We start from the raw sequence: 18,980 nt of genomic DNA, 5'->3' as shown, positions 1-18,980 counted from the left end.
GAATGAGAAAAAGACGCATATTTGCGTCTTTTTTTTCGCCTTGCTTTTGATTGCGAGCAAGGCGGCATCATGGCAATCTCCCATATCCACCAAACACGAGACCATTCGCATGTCTACTTCTCGATTTGAACAAGCACAACAATACATTCCTGGCGGGGTTAACTCGCCCGTTCGCGCCTTCAAAAGTGTGGGTGGTGAGCCGGTTTTCATCCAACGAGCTAAAGGCGCGTATCTTTGGGATGCTGATGGTAAACAATATATTGACTATGTCGGCTCGTGGGGGCCAATGATTCTAGGGCATGCTCATCCTGAAGTGATTGATGCAGTTAAAACTGCGGCGGACAATGGTTTGAGTTTTGGTGCGCCGACCGAGTCGGAAACGTCGCTGGCGCAGAAAATCTGTGAGCTAATCCCAAGCATCGACAAAGTGCGTATGGTGAGCTCCGGAACGGAAGCGACTATGAGTGCATTACGCTTAGCGCGAGGCTACACTGGTCGCGATAAAATCTTGAAGTTTGAAGGTTGTTATCATGGCCATTCAGACAGCTTGTTGGTTAAAGCCGGCTCAGGCGCGCTTACTTTTGGCGTGCCAACTTCGCCGGGAGTGCCGGCTGCTGTAGCTGAGCAAACGCTGACATTGCCGTTTAATGATCTAGATCAGGTGGAGTCTCTTTTCGCTGAATTGGGTGATCAAATTGCCGCTATCATTATTGAACCGGTAGCCGGCAATATGAATTTGATTACACCAAAGCCTGGATATTTGGAAGGGTTGCGCAAGGTCTGTGATCAATACGGCACCGTATTAATTTTTGATGAGGTCATGACTGGTTTCCGTGTGGGCTTACAGGGCGCGCAAGGGCTTTACGGTATTACGCCTGATCTAACTTGCTTTGGTAAGGTGATTGGCGGGGGCATGCCGGTTGGAGCTTTTGGCGGTAGAGCCGATATCATGAATCATATTTCACCGGATGGCCCAGTTTATCAAGCGGGAACACTGTCTGGTAACCCCGTGGCAATGGCGGCAGGTATCAAAACTCTTGAATTAATCTCTGTGCCTAACTTTTTCGATAACTTAACAGCAAAAACCAAGAGTCTGTTGATTGGGCTCAAAAATGCCGCTAGCCGCGCGGATATACCATTGGCCACCAATGGTGTGGGCGGGATGTTTGGCTTCTTCTTTACTGATGCTGATCGCGTGGAAAGTTTTGCTGACTCTATGGCCTGTGATGGCGCTCGATTTAATGCATTTTTTCATGGAATGCTGGACCGCGGCGTCTATTTGGCACCGTCGTCATTCGAAGCTGGTTTTATCTCGATTACTCACAGCGAAAATGATATCGCCGATACCTTGGAGTCTGCGGCTGAGGTTATGCAGACTCTGTAGCCGGTACTGTTTGCATGCCCCGATCAATAATCGAAATATTGGCTGGGTATCGAAACTGTTTGCCGCGCAGCGTCGAAGCGACTGCGGTTAAGCTTGCCAACAGGCTAAAAATTAACAGCAGCGGTATCGCAAGTGCACCGATGATCACGTAGGCCATGAACAGGCACATTAGTAGATATAAATAGATGGTGATTTGAAAGCAAATCGCTTCGCGCCCTTGGTAATCTAAGTATCGCGAGCGACTGCGACTTGTGACCCAAAGGTAATAACAGGCTAAGAAATTAGCGAGTGGTAGCCCGGTGAATAAGAGCAGGCCGCAGGCGTGCATTTTGGCCGCTTGAACGTGGTCAGCTTGATCGTCGAAATAAGTTCGTAACTCGGGTTGGCGCTTGGCTAAAAGCAACATGGCCGTTAGTCCACACATTAAGCCTCCGATGAGTATCGACACCATCGTTAAAAAAGACATTTGAATGGTGTCGTCAATGCCCAGTGCAACGCGCACTAGTGGCGTCAAGGCAAATCCCATCAACAATATGGCCAGGCAAAGAAATATCCAGCTAGGTAAGCGATTTACCATGGTTAGAAAGCTCGTTCAAAAACGAAGACAACTTGATTTGAGTGAAGTGTATTAAAACATAGTTAGTGCTAAACTCCGCCGACTAAATTTACTCAAATACCCTTAAAATACGAAAAGGTATGGCAATGCGTGATTACTTATTCACCTCCGAATCGGTTTCGGAAGGTCACCCAGATAAAGTGGCTGACCAAATTTCAGATACGGTTCTTGATTATCTGTTAGAGGTAGACCCCCATTCGCGTGTAGCATGCGAAACGCTGGTGAATACTGGCTTAGTGGTACTTTCTGGTGAAATTACCAGTAAACGAAGTTTGGACGGTGTCGTTGAGCGTATTCGCAAGACAATCAAAGATATTGGCTATGAAGGCTCTGAGATGGGTTTTGATCATGCTAGCTGCGCGGTCATGCTTACGCTTGATCCGCAGTCTGTTGACATCGCTCAAGGTGTTAACGAAGGTGAAGGTCTTGACCTAGACCAAGGAGCCGGCGACCAAGGGCTTATGTTTGGTTATGCTTGCACGGAAACCGATGTATTGATGCCAATGCCGATCGAGTATTCACATCGTTTAGTCAAGAAACAGTCTGAAGTGCGTAAGAGTGGTCAACTGGCTTGGTTGCGACCTGATGCTAAATCGCAAGTGACTGTGCGTTACGAAAACGGTAAGCCGAGCTATATCGATACGGTTGTGTTATCGACGCAGCATGATGAATCAATCAAGCATGAAGATTTAGTCGAGGCGGTGATTGAGGAGATTGTTAAGCCAGTTTTACCGAAAGAAATGATCACCGCAGATACTAAGTACCTGATCAATCCTACTGGTCGATTTGTGATTGGCGGACCGGTTGGTGACTGTGGTATTACTGGTCGTAAAATCATTGTCGATACTTACGGTGGTGCCGCGCATCATGGTGGCGGTGCTTTTTCGGGTAAAGACCCCTCAAAAGTTGATCGATCGGCGGCCTATGCTGGTCGTTATGTGGCTAAGAACGTGGTTGCTGCGGGTCTTGCTGAGCGCTGCGAAGTGCAAGTGGCCTACGCGATTGGTGTTGCCAAGCCGGTAAGCTTAATGGTTAATACGTTTGGAACCGCTAAAATTGATGAAGCGAGAATAGAAGCCTTGGTGGCGGAGCATTTTGATCTACGTCCGAAAGCGATTATCCAAACGCTTGATTTGCTACGTCCGATCTATAAAAAGTCGGCTGCCTATGGCCATTTTGGTCGTACTGAACCTGAGTTTACTTGGGAGCATACGGATAAAGCGGACGCCTTGCGCGACGCAGCCGGTTTGTAGTACACGGGTATAGTTCAGTTAAAATCTAAGAAAAGGCCGCTAATGCGGCCTTTTTTTTCGTTTGTATGGTAGCGACTAATCAATAGCATTTATTAATCACGGCTTAATTCATTAGAAGTGCTGCTGTCGGTCTCGGCAAACTTTAAGCTACCGTCGCCCGATAGTAAAATGGCGATGTAGCGGGTCTTCTTAAAATGTGCGAACACGATCAACATCATTACCGTGATCGGCACGCTCAGAAACATGCCTGCAATGCCCCAAATGCTGCCCCATAGGGTCAATGACATCATCACCACAAACGGGCTAACATTTAGTGAGTTGCCCATTAGGCGTGGCTCCAAGAAGTTACCAACCACCACCTGGATAGCCCCGACCGCCGCCAATACAATGAAGAATTGGGCGAAGGTGTCAAACTGTATCATGGCCAGGATAGCGGGAAATAGTGTCGCAATAATGGAGCCGATGGTGGGAATGAAGTTCAACATAAAAATCGTGAACGCCCAAAATCCAGCAAAATCGACGCCGACCCAGAGTAAAACCCCGTAGCTAATGATTCCCGTTAAAGAACTAGTGACGGTTTTAATCCACAAGTAGGTTTGAATGTCTTCCTGAGCGTGCGACAAAATACTCATAATTGAGCCACGTCGATTCTGATCAGGGAAAATCGCGCGAATCTTATTCTGAAAAGTGCCTTGTTCCAGCAGCATAAACATAACGTAGAACAACACTAACGACACATTACCGATCATACTGGTGAAGGTGCTAGCCAAGGCTGAGATAAGCGGTGCGATCTCGATGTTGGTAACCATTTGTTTGACGTTACTGAGTAAATCAAAGCGTGAGTTAGCGGCGAGGTCGGCCATCATGCGGTCAAAGTTTACTTTGTACTGAGGAGCTGCTTCGCGTACCGCTGATATATTGTCGGACACCATGTCGATCGCAAAACCAAAGAACATTCCAATACTTATTAGCGCCAACAACATGGTTAGCCAATTGGGCTTATCAAAAATGGGAATTGCGCGGGCAAATGTGCGACTCAAAGCATTAATGACATACCAAACCATAAGCGCTACGGCTAATGGAACCAAAAACGCCTGACCTACGACTAAAACGTAGAATACCGAAATGGTTGCTAATATCACCAACGAAATCGAAATAGCGCGTGTGTCGATGGTCATAATAATCCCTGTAAAAGTAACTGAATGGCCAATATAAAGCCTGCTTTGGCTCGCCACAAGGAAAAGCCCGTACGAGAGTCATAAGGAATCGTTATAATTGCGAAAAGACTATTTATATGGCGAGCGTTAAACGTTTATGGACTTAGCATCACTGATCAGAACGATTCCCGACTTCCCTAAACCGGGAATTCAATTTAAAGATATTGAATCAATCACCGAGCACCCTGAAGCATTCGCTTGGGTGATCCAGCAATTTGCCGATGAATGTGAGAACCATTCGATTGATCGCATTGTGGCGCTCGATGCCCGTGGATTTTTGTTTGGGGCGGCGCTGGGCTTGCAGTTAGGTTTGCCGGTCGTTATGGCGCGTAAGAAGGGTAAGCTTGGTGGTGACTGCGTGTCGGAAACCTACTCCCTAGAATATGGTGAAGCGGAAGTCGAATTACAGAAAACTGCGATTAAGCAGGGCGACCAGGTGCTGATTATTGATGACCTGCTCGCCACCGGCGGCACCGCATCGGCGGCCGCAGCCTTGGTTAATCAGGTCGGGGGTAATGTTAGATTGTTCGCATTTGTCATTGAACTAGCCGAGTTGAACGGTCGCGCGCGTTTAGGCGACGTTGATACGATGGCCTTGGTGCAGTTTTAATATGGCTTCGCGAACCAAAATAGTAGTTAAGTGGTGCGCATGGACTCGCTAACCACCGCTTCGTCGTCGACAGTGAGCCGCTGGATTCTTGCATCAATTGCGCTTTGTGCGTGTGCCGCTATCGGCTCAGTACTGAATGAGCAATGGGGTTGGTTTATGCTACTCAAGCCCCTGACGACCATTTTGGTCATTGGTTTATTCGTATGGCGCTCGATTGGCTTGTCTCGTCGCGAGTCGCCGATTGCCTTAATTGCGCTATTTGCGTGTCTGTTGGGCGATGCCTTATTGTTGAAAAATGACTATTTCGTATTTGGCTTAGCGGCGTTTTTTGTAGCACATCTGTGTTTCATCGTGAGTTTCATTAGCCTGCGAGGCAATCAGCTTAAGCCCAAGGTACTCGGCATCAGTTTACTGATCTGTGGTGCGTACTATTCAATTTTGTATCCCAAACTTGGTGCGCTGCTGGTGCCGGTGGCGGCGTATTTGCTAATAATTGTCATTATGATGGCGCAAGCGATTGGCATGGCGTTAAACGCCAAGGGTCATCAAGGGGCTGCCGAGTGGCAGATTGCGATTGGTGCCTTGCTGTTTGGTGTTTCTGATTCGGTTATCGCGTTAAATAAATTTCTGGTTCCATTTGATTGGTCCGCGCTAGTTGTTTTAAGCCTTTATTGGTTAGCGATTAGCTTGCTGGCGTTTGCGTTACCGACTCTAATCGCGCAATCCAAGCGTTAACTAGAGAGACTCAAGCAGACGTTTAGGTCATGAGCTAGAAGGACTATTCGACTGATAAATAAAATAGTAGCCAGATGTTGAGTATTTGAGGTGTATTCACTACCATGAGCCGCACCAAGAGTATTAAATAAGTTAAGCGGGTTCGGCCGCATTTCAGGGAGTTAAGATGGGTCAGCGATATCATGTGATTTTCTCAGGCAAGACCAAGCCCGGAGCCGATCCGCAAGCGGTGGCGAGTAAGCTTGCTCGAGCCTTGAAAAAAGATGAGTCTTATACTGAGGTGCTACTCAGTGGTGAGCCGGTCATCGTCTCGCGGACCACTAATCCGAACCGAGCTAATCACGTTAAAGGTCAATTAGAGAAAATCGGTGCGGAAGCTGACATCGAAATACTCGAGCATGTTGAAGAGCTAATACCCGATCAAACCGAGAGCTATCAAACCGAACCTGAAGCCGTTGAGCAAGTGGTGGATCGGTCGATGGACTTTGCTCGGGACGCCGATACTGTTGGCGCTGTGTCACTCAAGAATAAGTTGCAGTATCGCTTCGACACCTTTATGGCAAAAGGCAGTACGTCGTCGTTCAAGGCTCTATTGTTTGTGTTTGTCGCACTGTTTTTGGTGGTTGCCGGTTTGCGTGGTTTGTTGCATATGCTCAGTCCGGGTATTGCCCAACAATATGAATCTTTGGATTTCTTTGGCAACCTCTATGTGACTTTCCTGCAACTGACCGATCCCGGTAATATGGCGCAGGACATTCTGTCATCCGCTTGGTACAAATTTTTCGCCATTATTGCGGGCTTGGCTGGGGTCATTATGTTGTCAGCTTTGGTGGCAGTGATCACCACTGGCTTAGATCAGAAATTAGCCGAGCTAAAGCGTGGCCGCTCTAAGGTGATCGAAGACGATCATACATTGATTATTGGCTGGGACGAGCAGCGCGTTATCGAGATATTGCGTGAATTGGTATGGGCTAACGAAAGCGAAAACGATGCTGCGGTAGTTATTCTAGCTGACCGAGACAAACAAGAGATTGATGATGTGCTTCGGTTGCGAATGCCGAATACAAAAAGTACCCGAGTGGTGACACGCTCCGGCAAAGGCACCATTCTGGTGAACTTAGACATGGTGTCGATAGAATCAGCTAAGTCGGTGATTGTTTTGGCCGGCTGCGCGGATACCGATACCGATGCCGCCAAGACCGCCAGTGATGCAATGGTCATTCAAACTGTGTTGGCTGCCACCACGCGAAGTGTCGATAAAGACGACTATGCAATCGTTGCGGAAGTGTATAACGATACTTATCGAGACATCATCGAAAACACCTTCCCAGACTATGTAGTCACGTTAGATACAGCCAATATTTTAGCTAAGTTGTTAGTGCAAACATCTCGATCAGTCGGTTTGTCGGTGGTCTACAACGAAATCTTATCGTTTGATGGCTGCGAAATGTATTTCTATGGCACCGACTGGCGCGGTGAGCGTTTCGGTAAGCTGGCGTTCAATTTTCCTGACGGTGTGCCGATTGGGGTAAGACATGCCAGCGGTGAGTTGCTGATTAACCCACCGGTTGATTATCAAATGCAGAGCGACGATGAAGTCCTCATTGTTGCGGATGACGATTCAACGATTGATTTCCAGGCCACACCGGTTGCGCTACCGAATCAGTTTCCAGCACTTAATACGCGCGCAGAACAAGGTACAGAGCGAGAGCTGATTGTTGGTTGGAACCACAAATCCGAAACTATCCTCAGAGAATTTTCCGACTATGTGCAAGAGGGTAGCGAGATTGACGTGGTGATTTATCAAGCCAGTCAGAGCGAGCAAGACGAACTGGCGCGCATCGATCAAGATATTGAAAACATTAAAATAAATTTGATTGATATTAATCCGCTTGATCGCGCATCGTTGCTCGACTTACAGCCCAGCCGGTACGGCAATATCATTATTTTGGCCAGTGCTCGCGAAGACAAAGATACGCAACAAGTGGATTCAGAAAATATTGTCACCTTGCTGTTACTGCGAAGTATTTTTCAGAGCTTGGAACCATCGCATGGTGAAACCAAATTAATCACCGAAGTGCTGGAATCACAAAACTATGAGTTGATCGCTAAAGCCGGCGTCAAAGATATGATCATATCGAATCGACTGGTTAGTATGATCATGGCGCAAATATCTGAAAGTCGGCACATCAAGGATGTTTACGATGATATTTTTCAAGAAGACGGTTCAGAGATCTACCTTAAGCCGCTGTCGTTGTATTTTGATTCATTTCCAGTTGAGCTTAGTTTTGCCGATTTAATTGCGGCCGCACAGAACCGTGAAGAGGTTTGTTTTGGCGTCAAAATTAAGGCGCTTGAGAGTGATCAAGCTGCCAATAGTGGTGTCGAGTTGATCCCGCTTAAAGACAAAGTGTTTACGCTGGTCGCGGAAGATTGTTTGGTGGTGGTCGCGGAAGACGAGCTATAGATTTAGGCTTGTTTGATTGAACAAAAATGAGTAGTTTCTTGGGATAAAATAATTCTCTGCTTGGTCTCTCTCTTATATGCTGTTTAAAAACTCGCCTATTAAACGAGCGGTGCTGGTTGCTGTTCTACTCATCGGTGGCTTGCTTGCCTTTCATAAGCAGATTATTGCGTGGTACATCAATCCGCCAGTCGATTTTTCGATAGAGCAAGTACCAGCGGCACCTGACTATAGTCAGCTAGCGTTCTGGAGCGCGCATCCGGGTGTCAACGACAGTGCCGACCTCGCACCAGACGGGGTTACTACCATCGTGCCAGAGCAGGCACCGGTTGACGTGTTTTTTGTACAGCCGACCACGTATTTTAGTGGTGGCTCTTGGAATTCAGCGATGTCGACTAACGAGTTTGCCGAGCAAGGGACTGAGCATGTGTTGGCAACAGTGGCGAGTACGTTCAGTTCGTGTTGTCGCGTGTATGCGCCACGCTACCGTCAGGCACACCTAGCTGCCTTTATTAAAACCGGCTCACCAGCCGCTATTCAAGCGCTGGATTTGGCGTATCAAGATGTGGAGCAAGCATTTCTCTATTTTTTGAAACATCGGGATCCAGCACGACCGTTTATCCTGGCCAGTCATAGTCAAGGCACGCTGCACTCTTTAAGGTTGCTGGCGAATCATGTTGATGGCAAAGCGCTGCGAAAGAGCATGGTCGCCGCATATCTAATCGGTTATTGGATTCCCAGCGATGCGCTAACCGTCACGATCCCTAATATTCCTTTATGCACTGAGGCTGGTATGACCGGGTGTTTAGTGACCTATGACACCTATGATGTAGAAGGCACCGGCCGCGACCCAGACGGCGTCTTACCTTATTGGTATCCGAGTGGATGGGAATGGGCTAACCGACCTAGAACGTTATGTGTGAACCCTCTAAGTTGGAAAGTTGATCAACAAAAAGTTCCGAAGCAAGCTAACCTCGGTGCCGTGCCGATGCAATGGAAAGACGCTATTCCTGAACTTTTAAAAAACCAAAACCCAGGGTTTAAGTACACCACTATCGGTGCCCCGATGGTTGGCTATACGTCCGCTCGTTGTCATCAAGATGGCTCCCTAATGGTGGATCCGCAGCTCGGTTCGCCGTTCGATAATCGCGGTGCTGGTGAGGACCGTAGCCTACATCCGAACGATTGGACTCTGTTTCATATGAATATTCGGCAAAATGCCGCGGATCGCGTGCAGGCTTATATGCAGAGCGCGAGTGTTGCGGTATCGGCTATCAGCGAATAGTCGAGGGCGGTCTATTAACCGCGCTAGAGGTAAGGCGACATCATTGACACCAGTGAGTCGCGCAAGCGCACTAGCACCGAGCGCGATGCCAATTGTTGATAAGTGACTTCGGTACTGCGTTGAATCACCTCGTGCACGTGATCAACCAGCTGCGCATTTAGGCTCTCAGAGAAAACCTCTAAACCGAGTTCGAAGTTCAAGCGCAAGCTGCGTTGGTCTAAATTCGCTGATCCAATCAAGCTATAGCTGCGGTCAACACAGAGTAATTTGGTATGGCAAAATGGCGACGGTTGATAGTAAATTTTCACGTCCCAATTGAGCAATTCGGCGAGCAAGTTTCGATTTGCCCAATGCATGTAAAATAAATTGTTTTCTAGAGGTAGCACTATTTGCACTGTTACGCCGCGAATTGCTGCTGATTGTATTGCCGACAACATTTCTCGCGAAGGCAGAAAATACGGGGTCATAATGGCGACCCGTTCGGTGGCGGAACTGATCACGGTTTGTATGGTAACGGCCAAGGCATCTAACGATTCATCAGGGCCATCTGGAATAAGCCGACACGCCATGTCACCGGTGTTAGGCGATATAGCGCAATCGACAGTAGCCGTATCGTGACCGTGGGCATAATGCCAATCATAGTTAAATAGGCTGGTGAGTTGATCAACTACTGGGCCAGATACCTCAAAATGCATATCGGTCACCGAGCGTAGTCGTTTGGGGTAATCCAAATTGTCGTCACTGATATTCATGCCACCAATAAAGGCATGCGTGTTATCTACTGTCAGAATCTTGCGGTGATTGCGTAGATTGATATGCGCGCTCGGTGGAATCAAAGTCGGCGGTAAAAACTGAACCACTTTTAGTCCTTTGTTTCGCAACAGCGTGGTGCTGCGTCGAAACGAATACAGGTTGCCTACACCGTCAACGATTACTTTGACGTCGACTCCACGTTCGCTGGCAGCGCTCAATGCTTCAATAAAGCGTTTGCCGATTCGATCACTCTTAAAAATATAGCTGGTCAGGTACACACACTTAGTTGCTTTTTCAATCGCCAGTAGCATCGCTGGATACACCGCATCTCCATTGTGCAGTGCACTAACTTGGTTGCCGTTGACCAAGCTGCGGCCGGACACTGTGTAACCAATGCGAGCTAAGTTAGTGTTATAGGGTGTGGCTCCGGCAGTGATGCTTGAGTGAGAACCTGCGAGTGCCTTAGGTGTGTGTTTTGCTGGCTTGTGATCGGCTATTTCATAGGCTACGGCTAACAAGCCGCGCTTAAGACCCTGCGCTCTGCGTTGAATACGATTGATGCCAAATAGGTAGTAAGTGAGTGGCCCCAGATACGGCACCAACAGGCAAATCATAATCCAGCTGAGTGCCGCCCGCGTATCACGTTTAAATAATAGATTGTGATAAATTGCCCAAATCGCCGCACCGAAGTGTACAAGGAAACCTGCCAAGACATAGATATCCATTGGCGTTACTGACTCCGAGTTAGCTGGTCGAAAGTGGTGGGCATGTGTGGCCGTTAAAGCTCTTAAACGGTCATCATATCAGACTGATAATAGCCGCGCTCCAGTCGCATCAATGGCTGCTCGTTCTGTGTGAATCGTTAGGGCATTGGCGTGTTGTTTGAAAGTGCGCAGCAAAACTCGGTCTTTGCTTAGCGGCGCTCACCAATGATTCTAGTCATGTGACTAACAATGGTGGTCAAAGCGACTTAAAGTGTGTAAACAACTGTCATATTGGTATATCTACGTATATACCGCGTACAGGCGCTTATATAGACTCGCGCTATTAGAACTAGACCTATTGTCAACTTTAAGCTAGAAATCTCACTATCCGCATACCTCTCCAATGCATGGTGACGAAGCGGGCGCATTACAGCCCTGAGTATAGACTTTTTTCTAGCGATGAATGACCTTCGACTAATGTAAACATAATAGGGATACAAATGCTTAAATGTATTGAAAACAAACTTTTGCGCGCTGTTTGGCTGTTGCTATTGGTAGCGTGCTACTCAACGATTGCACAGTCGAGTGAACCGATACTGCCGCTTCCTACCGCGGTTGATGTCGATGAGGCTAAGGCGGCAATCGGTAAAAAACTCTTTTTCGATACGCGCTTATCGGCAGACGGAACAATTTCATGTGCCAGTTGCCACGACCTCGATAAATGGGGCGCTGAAACGCGTAATGTTTCAGAAGGCATCAAACGCCAGCTTGGCGAGCGAAATTCGCCGACGGTATTCAATACCGTGTTCAATTTCAAACAGTTTTGGGATGGTCGCGCTGATAACCTTAGTCATCAAGCTTTGTCGCCGGTAACTAACCCGGTGGAGATGGGCATGATCTCATGGGATGACGCACTCGCTAAGCTTCAGAATGGACCGTCGTATTCATCGGAGTTCCATGAGGTTTACGGTCAAGCGATTTCGAAGGAACTCATTGTTGATGCGATCGCGGAATTTGAAAAAACACTGATCACGCCGAACGCACCATTTGATCGCTATCTGCGAGGTGACTCAGCCGCGATTAACGCCACACAATTGAAGGGCTACGAATTATTCAAATCATACGGTTGTGTAGCATGTCATCAAGGCGCAAACGTTGGCGGCAATATGTTTCAAAAGTTTGGTGTGCTTGAAGATATTAGCATGCAGAACGGTAGCTTAAGCGACGACCTTGGGCGCTACACCGTGACAAATAATGAATGGGATAAGCGCGTATTTAAAGTTCCTAGCTTGCGTTTAGTAACTAAAACGGCGCCCTACTTTCACAATGGTTCCGTCGCAACAATACAAGAAGCCGTCGACATTATGATCAAGTATCAGCTTGGGCGTGGAGTGCCGACAGAAGACCGAGACGCAATTATTGCGTTCTTAGAATCGCTGGTGGGCGAGAAACCCCAGGGAGTTAGCCAATAATGAAAAATTCAATACTGTTTGCTGTGATCATTCTCATAGCCATCGCCGGTGGTGCAGGCCTCTTCTATGTTGAATCGAGATTGCCCAACGATGTATTAACTAACCAAGACGTTAATAGTCAGCTACTTAAATTAGATGGGCTTGATTCTAATATCAATGAACTAGCGCTCAGAAGTCGGACTAACATTGATACCAATTACGACATGTTGGTGCGCAGTACGGTTGCCTTAGAGCGAGCTGTGTCAGAACTGTCTGAGAGCCATTTTAACGAATCAAAGATTTCCGGAAGTTTACTGGAGAAGCGGTTTAATACTTTCAAAACATCGGTAGAAGTGAAAGTCGACCAAGTCGAAGATTTTAAATCGTCTAACTCGGTGTTGAGAAACTCAGAGACGTATATTCCGTTGGTTGGAGCGCAGCTCACGGAGTCGGCTCAGCAAGCTGAACTGACAGACGTTAGTGACCTGTATAAGCAGGTGGTGATCGATATGCTTGAGTTCACTAGGCAGGGCAGTCGAAAGCCAATTGCGGATGTTATTGATTATCGGAATGAGATTTTAGCGACTGAAGCGGTCATGCCCGAAGCAGTCGGAATCAAGGTGTTGGAGTTTGCCAATCATGTCGCGACAGCGATAGATTCAAAAACCAAAACTGATCAATATCTTGGTAAATTATTGAATTCAAAAAATGGCAGTCAGCAGGTTGAAGAGATTTCAAATGCTTGGAATCTATGGCAGCTGGACAATAATAATACTCGCGAAGTACTGCGTTATTACATCATCGCTTATGTGCTAGTAATGATGGGTTTGCTAGGCTTTTTGTTCTTCCGCTTACGTAATCTTTATAAACACCTTGATCGAGAGGTAGAAGCTAAGACGGCTGAGGTTAAGGTTGCCTACGATGAGCTACGGGTATCAGAGCGGCAACTCGAACAAACTGAGAAAATGGCTTCGTTAGGGCAGCTAGTAGCGGGCGTTGCACATGAGGTGAATACGCCGTTGGGCTATACCTTGTCAAACCTAGAAACCATTAAAGCAAAATTTAGCGGACTGATGCCAGTGTTATCTAAGGTCGATGCCTTAGCCAGTTATGCAGCTGATCCACAGCGCGACAAATCAGCACTAAGTGGCATGTTGAAAGACCAAATTTCAGCGTATCGACAACTGGGTGATAAACATAATCCCGAGAGCATGAATCTACTGCTCGACGATGCCTCAGAAGGCTTGCGAGAAATTAAAGGCATTGTTGCTTCGTTAACCAGCTTTAGTCATGAGTCAGATGCGCCGACCGAGAATGTTGATATTAATGAACGTATTGAATATTCATTAAAAATCAGCACGCCGACCATCGCCAATCGTACCATTACCACTAACCTAGGTTCGCCACTCCCTAACATCAGTGGTGTGCCGGACCAGCTCGTGCGTGTGTTTACTAATATCATTAGTAACGCGGCGCATGCTACCGATGCCGATGCCGGTGAAATTAAAGTTACGACTAAATTTGGCAATGGTTTGGTTCAAGCTATATTCCAAGACAACGGTCGTGGTATCGACCCCGAGTCATTAAAACGTATTGTGGAACCGTTCTTTACCACCAAGCAAGCAGGTGAAGGTACTGGCTTGGGCTTAGCGATTGCGGATCGCATTATTCAGTCTCACCAAGGTAGCATTCGCTTTGATAGTGAGGTTGGAACTGGAACCACGGTGACGGTATCGTTTCCCGTCGCCGACTAAACCTTATTAAGCTTGTTTAAGCTAATCAGTTTGTTTAAAAAATTTAAGCGAAACATAAAAAGAGAGAGATATGGCTAAGGTCTTATTGGTTGATGATGAACCGAGAGTTTTACGAGCATTGAGTGCGGCGCTTGATTCGGATTATGATATTCATACGTCTGAATCAGCTGCGCAAGCACAAGCTCTTATTGCCAGTAATGGTGGGTTCGACGTGATCATATCTGACGAAGTCATGCCCGGCAGCAATGGTCATGAGTTACTCAATTGGTGCCGAAAGAATTCGCCTAAAAGCAAACGTATTATGTTGACGGGCATACCGATTACGACCGAGTTGCGGCAGAAAGTGTCGGGCGCTGATGACGTGGTGATTTTTCCAAAGCCTTGGAATATTACTGACATAAAGGAAGCGCTAAACGCTTCTAAGCGAACACCTAAAGCAGCGGTTCCTGACGCTTCAACAACAAGTGAAAAGAATCTAGCGCTGATCGTTGACGCCACAGCACGCGGTCGCGAAGTGTATTCTCAGCTCAAGCGCGACCGAGTCATCAAGCCAGTTCTATTCGACAGTATCTCTGAGCTGCTTGGCGCTGCGGGTCGCTACAATGATATACGTCAGATAATACTGAACGGCGAAACTCTGTTCGAGCAACATGAAAATCTCATTCTTAGAATTGCCCGAACGTATCCGAAAGCAAAGATTCTGATTACCGTGTCTCCGAGCCTTGGAAGAGTGCGTTTCATTCCGCCGTCTTTATCAAAGCGAGCTAATCTTTTAGCCATACCTTTTTCGGCCAATAGGCTGCTCACACACTTGGTCATCGGGCACTGAGCAAGGCGTGCATAGTGCTGTGCTCAACGCCGGGTTAAACCAATATGCCGGCTAGCATTAGGCGCGCCGCGTTCGCTTGTCTCGATGGTAGATAAAAATCAGCAACGCCGCCAATAATAACCACCAAACGGGTTCTGGTGTTTGTTGTTCTTCTTCAAAATCTAGGCCGCTATGATTATTGATTGATTGTTTTTCTTTGCGCGCCAAAATCTCCCATTGCGAAGCGCTCTCGACTACGATCAACGACGTTGTCGGTATTAACAAATTCAAAGCTCGACTCTGATCTAACAGGGCGCGTCGTTCGCTTTCGAGTGTGGCTGGGTTTTCGCGAACGGTTCGCCAATGAGTCCATAACTGCGCTAACTCTGCCCACTTTGCCCACTTAGGCGTAGCGATCGCGGTTTCTGATGTCGTTAAGATCGGCGTGAATTCAGACTTGGCTGGGTTGTAGAGTTCGATCGGTGCTTTTGTGCGGATGCTATAAAGGCTAGGCACAGTGCTGGGCAAAATAGAAATCGTTGAATGATCTTTCAAAGCAATTACTGACGCTGAGCTCTTAGTGTGGTGGCTAAATTGGCGCGTGCTGAGTGTGTTATTACGCAGCACATACCAATCTGTTACATCGGGCATTTGCCATAGCCAACCTGAGGCGTCAGGGGTTTCTAGTTTGTCGGTCTGGCTAATCACCACAAACCTTGGGCGGAGTGAAACGTCGTCGGTGGTTCGTGTGTTGATTCGGGCTCGAGCTTCGCGTGCGAATGCTTGAGTTAGCCATAAGCCGCCGACCCGAGTTAACTCGATGTCGTCGATATAAGCGGTAATCTCGTCAAGGTCGGTAGAGGTTAGCCAATCACCATCTGTATTCGAATTGCTGCTTATATTGGCCGCCGAAATTCGGTACTTTTTAACGCCCGTTTGCTCAATCGTTTCAACGATACTCTTAGCATACTGGCGACTCGTCGAGCGTGCCTTGCTCGAATAGTCCAATATGAAGTGTAGATAGTCTTCTCTGGTAAACGCCACATCGGCAGGTGAGTCAACTAACACGGTGCCATCGTTAGCCACCACTGCAGCGCTTGTAATGGATGGATTTAAATCGATAGCCTGATCGCCAAGTGTTATTTGCGCGTTAAGATGCGGATGAATTTGAACGTCGATTTCAACTTCGCGAATTCCCTGCGCGGGGAACGGGTAAACGCGTAGTTCGGCGGTGGTCGCACTGGTGTAATACAGTAGGGCTGGGTCGCGTCGTACTTCCGTGATTTTCTGAAATACCCAGATTGCGGTCTTACGGTCAAATACGCGTCCGGTTTCCCACGTGTCTCCAATCTTTAAGCGAAGGCCAGTAACGAAAGTGCCTTCGGGAATTGTCAGCTCCCCAACGTACAAGGAATGCGTGCGGCTTGAGCGGTTTGCTAATTCGACTTGAATCGTCGCCGTCTCTGCAGACTTAGATTTAACTGAAAACTCGCTTAAGTCCACCTGCTGTAGTGGCGGTGTTATTCGATTGCGTCGGAATGATCGGCTAGAGCGACTTGGTTGACCAAAGAAAGAACGTTTCGGGGCGGCAAGTTTCTCACCGGTTAACAGTTGATGCATCCGATCAATTTTATTGTCAGACAGTACCAAGCTACCGAACACAATAGAATTGTAAGCGCCGGATATAAATGGTAACTGTATGCCGATCTTGCGATCGCGCAATTGCACTAGGGTGTCAGCGCTGCGCCGTATTTGGGATTCGGTAAGCGGCGTGGCGTTAACATCATGCGAATAAAAGTAGCGTAAGCTGGTGTCTAGTGCGTGTTTGTCGAGCAGCGCTTGGGTTGTGAAATAGCCGGGCAGTACCGCCAGGCCCAGCACGCCTATTGCAACAGCTTTGAATGAGCCGACGCGTTGTTTGGCCAAGCTAAATTCGGTGAGCGTAATGCGAGCCTGAAATAATCCTAGAGCCAACGGCGTTAGCATTAGAAAGCCGGCACCGACGGCAAGAATGGCAATCAGTGATAACGGCAAAAAGGGTAGAAACACCAAAAAGAAATACCCAATAAACGGCAATGTGATGCAGCGCAAAAATAAGCGTATCGGGCTGCCGTGAATGCCAATCGGTTTAATCAATAGTACTAAGCCATTGATCAGCGTAAACACATACACGCCAGTTGACTGAAAGTCGGCCGGAAACGGTAAGTACAAGTTGAGCCAAAGCCCACCAAGCGGTGCGGCTATGCCCAACAATGTAACCAATAAGGTGTACTTTAAATCAAAGCTGTTAATCGCTTTTTTGCTTGATTGAGAGTCATTTTCGCCAGTGTCATTTAATGTCGAATCGTTGCTAGTTAAACCGCTCGGGTAAAGGTTAGCCAGTAAGGAATCAAACAGCCTGATAATGCCAGCCAGAAACACCACAACCATGGTTGTGGCGAATACAATACTCAGCGCCACCGAATATTGGCCAAGCCAAACCGGTTGCAGTACGGACATCGAGAGATACCAAAACAAGGGAACACCTACGGTGGTAACCACCACTATCAGGTTGCTTTGAAGTTTAGTGAAGCTGCCAAAGAATTGCTTTGTAAACACATACAGCGCTAAAAATGCACCTGGCATGAATAGGGAAATATTCCAGTATGCAACGCCCTCAGGGTTAAGTATCCAGGGCTGAATGGCATTGGGAATGGCGTCCTCTAAAAACATTGGAACGCAAATCATGTAGCTAATGTGTACCACCAACGCCAACAAACTAAGCCACAGAAGCGCGCGAGCGGTGTTAAGTGTGGAGCGTATTCGAACATAGCTACAAACCAACGCAAGTATCAGTAACTCAGCAAGCAAAATTGCAATGGCAACAGACTGCTCGCTTTGAACTGTTTCCCCTTGAATAAGTGTCCAGCCGCGAATATTCACCAACAATAATGCTACTTGAGGAATGATCATGGCCCAAACAATCGGCCAGAAGTGGGGTTGGCTTGAGCGGTTTTTAACGGTATTCATTGCATTGCACCTGCATTAGTTTTTTCGATTAAATACGCCAGTAATAAGAAACACGTTGCAAAAGTCACGGTTCCGGTAATCACATGAACGTTGGTCGAGAGGCTGGTAAGGTTGAGGTGCACTAAGGCGTTGTGCGCTGGAATTGACGACAAAACACGCATTGAATTTACCGCAATGGCGATTGGATAAACCAACAATAGCCAGCTAACTGAAATCTTATGAGTAAGCAGTCGGTACACTACGTAAGCACTTAGTAAGCTAAAAAAGGTCGTGCCGCTGCACGGAGCACCTAATACGAAGCGGGTACCGTCTACGTTGAATACCCATTCGCTGTGAATGTAGATACCGGTGCCGTTAAACCAATTGACCACCATGCCAGACGGAAAGATAAACCAGCTTTTGGCTGCCACATATTGTTGAAAAAATAGCCTTAACAGAAAATAGGTAAGTAATAAGGCGCTGAGTGGTAAGGCCAGCGGATATTTCTGTTGCATTAGGGAGAGCCTATTACCCGGTAGTTGTGTACTTAGGGAGTCGTCATCCATGTGGTTGTACTCGCAAATGGTTATGTGTATCTAATGCAGCTAGCTTATGGCATAGCCAGCACTGAGTCGATTCAACTAGATGGGGATTTAATGATTGTTTTGTGAGTGTGGTGCCAGCGTTTTGCGGATAACGGGCGATGCTAAGTGCAAAGTTTTCGTGTCTTATACTGAAGCAAAAACACCAACTTGTTGTTTTCTACACAACAATTCAAACAAAAATGCTGCATTGAGTTAACAGCAAGTAAAATTGGCACGCAATTTCAAACGCTTCATATATTGTTACAAGCATGAAATGTGAATGAATATTTTTGTTTCATGACTCTCTCTTCTTTTTTATTTTTAAAGCCGCTCAGTCGAGCGGCTTTTTTTTGTCTGCAGTGCTCACAAGCCTC

The 18,980-nt window shown here is 47.2% G+C and carries 14 protein-coding genes; 9 read left to right on the top strand and 5 right to left on the bottom strand.

Annotation, left to right across the window (positions count from 1 at the left end; translation table 11 throughout):
* The first annotated feature begins 109 nt into the window (after positions 1–109).
* On the top strand, positions 110–1,384 hold the full coding sequence (gene hemL / locus DFR28_RS04910) for a glutamate-1-semialdehyde 2,1-aminomutase (protein WP_113953154.1): 1,275 nt from the start codon (positions 110–112) through the stop codon (positions 1,382–1,384).
* Here the strand turns inward: hemL and DFR28_RS04905 are convergent.
* Positions 1,368–1,961 (bottom strand): DUF4870 domain-containing protein, encoded by a 594-nt coding sequence (locus tag DFR28_RS04905; protein WP_113953153.1) that lies wholly within the window; start codon positions 1,959–1,961, stop codon positions 1,368–1,370. The two genes, hemL and DFR28_RS04905, sit on opposite strands and share 17 nt — an antisense overlap.
* Positions 1,962–2,086: 125 nt before the next feature.
* Here DFR28_RS04905 and metK point away from each other — a divergent pair, with 125 nt between their 5' ends.
* Positions 2,087–3,253, top strand: a complete 1,167-nt coding sequence (metK, locus tag DFR28_RS04900; RefSeq protein ID WP_113953423.1) for a methionine adenosyltransferase — start codon at positions 2,087–2,089, stop codon at positions 3,251–3,253.
* A 92-nt stretch (positions 3,254–3,345) separates the two neighbouring features.
* Here metK and DFR28_RS04895 read toward each other — a convergent pair whose 3' ends face one another.
* Positions 3,346–4,431, bottom strand: coding sequence for an AI-2E family transporter (locus DFR28_RS04895; protein ID WP_113953152.1), 1,086 nt, complete (start codon positions 4,429–4,431; stop codon positions 3,346–3,348).
* A gap of 136 nt (positions 4,432–4,567) precedes the next feature.
* Here DFR28_RS04895 and DFR28_RS04890 point away from each other — a divergent pair, with 136 nt between their 5' ends.
* The 4 genes from DFR28_RS04890 (at position 4,568) to DFR28_RS04875 (ending at position 9,564) form a co-directional block, all read left to right on the top strand.
* On the top strand, positions 4,568–5,080 hold the full coding sequence (locus tag DFR28_RS04890; RefSeq protein ID WP_113953151.1) for an adenine phosphoribosyltransferase: 513 nt from the start codon (positions 4,568–4,570) through the stop codon (positions 5,078–5,080).
* Between the two features lie 39 nt (positions 5,081–5,119).
* Positions 5,120–5,815 carry a lysoplasmalogenase gene (locus DFR28_RS04885; RefSeq protein WP_113953150.1) on the top strand — a complete coding sequence of 232 codons (696 nt, stop codon included), beginning with the start codon at positions 5,120–5,122 and terminating at the stop codon, positions 5,813–5,815.
* 166 nt (positions 5,816–5,981) lie between these two features.
* Complete coding sequence (locus DFR28_RS04880) at positions 5,982–8,282, top strand: CASTOR/POLLUX-related putative ion channel (protein WP_113953149.1); 2,301 nt, start codon at positions 5,982–5,984, stop codon at positions 8,280–8,282.
* A 76-nt stretch (positions 8,283–8,358) separates the two neighbouring features.
* On the top strand, positions 8,359–9,564 hold the full coding sequence (locus DFR28_RS04875; protein WP_113953148.1) for a DUF3089 domain-containing protein: 1,206 nt from the start codon (positions 8,359–8,361) through the stop codon (positions 9,562–9,564).
* 23 nt (positions 9,565–9,587) lie between these two features.
* Here the strand turns inward: DFR28_RS04875 and cls are convergent, their stop codons facing one another.
* Positions 9,588–11,042 carry a cardiolipin synthase gene (gene cls / locus DFR28_RS04870; protein WP_113953147.1) on the bottom strand — a complete coding sequence of 485 codons (1,455 nt, stop codon included), beginning with the start codon at positions 11,040–11,042 and terminating at the stop codon, positions 9,588–9,590.
* A gap of 479 nt (positions 11,043–11,521) precedes the next feature.
* Between cls and DFR28_RS04865 the strand changes: the two genes are divergently transcribed.
* From DFR28_RS04865 to DFR28_RS04855, 3 genes are all read left to right on the top strand, one after another.
* On the top strand, positions 11,522–12,493 hold the full coding sequence (locus DFR28_RS04865; RefSeq protein WP_211316864.1) for a cytochrome-c peroxidase: 972 nt from the start codon (positions 11,522–11,524) through the stop codon (positions 12,491–12,493).
* Positions 12,493–14,226 carry a DAHL domain-containing protein gene (locus tag DFR28_RS04860; RefSeq protein ID WP_113953146.1) on the top strand — a complete coding sequence of 578 codons (1,734 nt, stop codon included), beginning with the start codon at positions 12,493–12,495 and terminating at the stop codon, positions 14,224–14,226. The genes DFR28_RS04865 and DFR28_RS04860 overlap by 1 nt, the downstream gene beginning before the upstream one ends.
* A gap of 70 nt (positions 14,227–14,296) precedes the next feature.
* Complete coding sequence (locus DFR28_RS04855; protein WP_113953145.1) at positions 14,297–15,055, top strand: response regulator; 759 nt, start codon at positions 14,297–14,299, stop codon at positions 15,053–15,055.
* 57 nt (positions 15,056–15,112) lie between these two features.
* Here DFR28_RS04855 and DFR28_RS04850 read toward each other — a convergent pair whose 3' ends face one another.
* Positions 15,113–18,043 carry an MSEP-CTERM sorting domain-containing protein gene (locus DFR28_RS04850; RefSeq protein ID WP_113953144.1) on the bottom strand — a complete coding sequence of 977 codons (2,931 nt, stop codon included), beginning with the start codon at positions 18,041–18,043 and terminating at the stop codon, positions 15,113–15,115.
* On the bottom strand, positions 18,040–18,537 hold the full coding sequence (locus DFR28_RS04845) for a hypothetical protein (protein ID WP_113953143.1): 498 nt from the start codon (positions 18,535–18,537) through the stop codon (positions 18,040–18,042). The genes DFR28_RS04850 and DFR28_RS04845 overlap by 4 nt, the downstream gene beginning before the upstream one ends.
* Positions 18,538–18,980 lie beyond the last annotated feature (443 nt).

This window comes from Arenicella xantha (genome assembly GCF_003315245.1).
GTDB classification, from domain to species: Bacteria; Pseudomonadota; Gammaproteobacteria; order Arenicellales; family Arenicellaceae; genus Arenicella; species Arenicella xantha.
The sequence above is the reverse complement of the archived record's forward strand: the minus strand, read 5'-3'. Positions and strand labels throughout refer to the sequence as shown.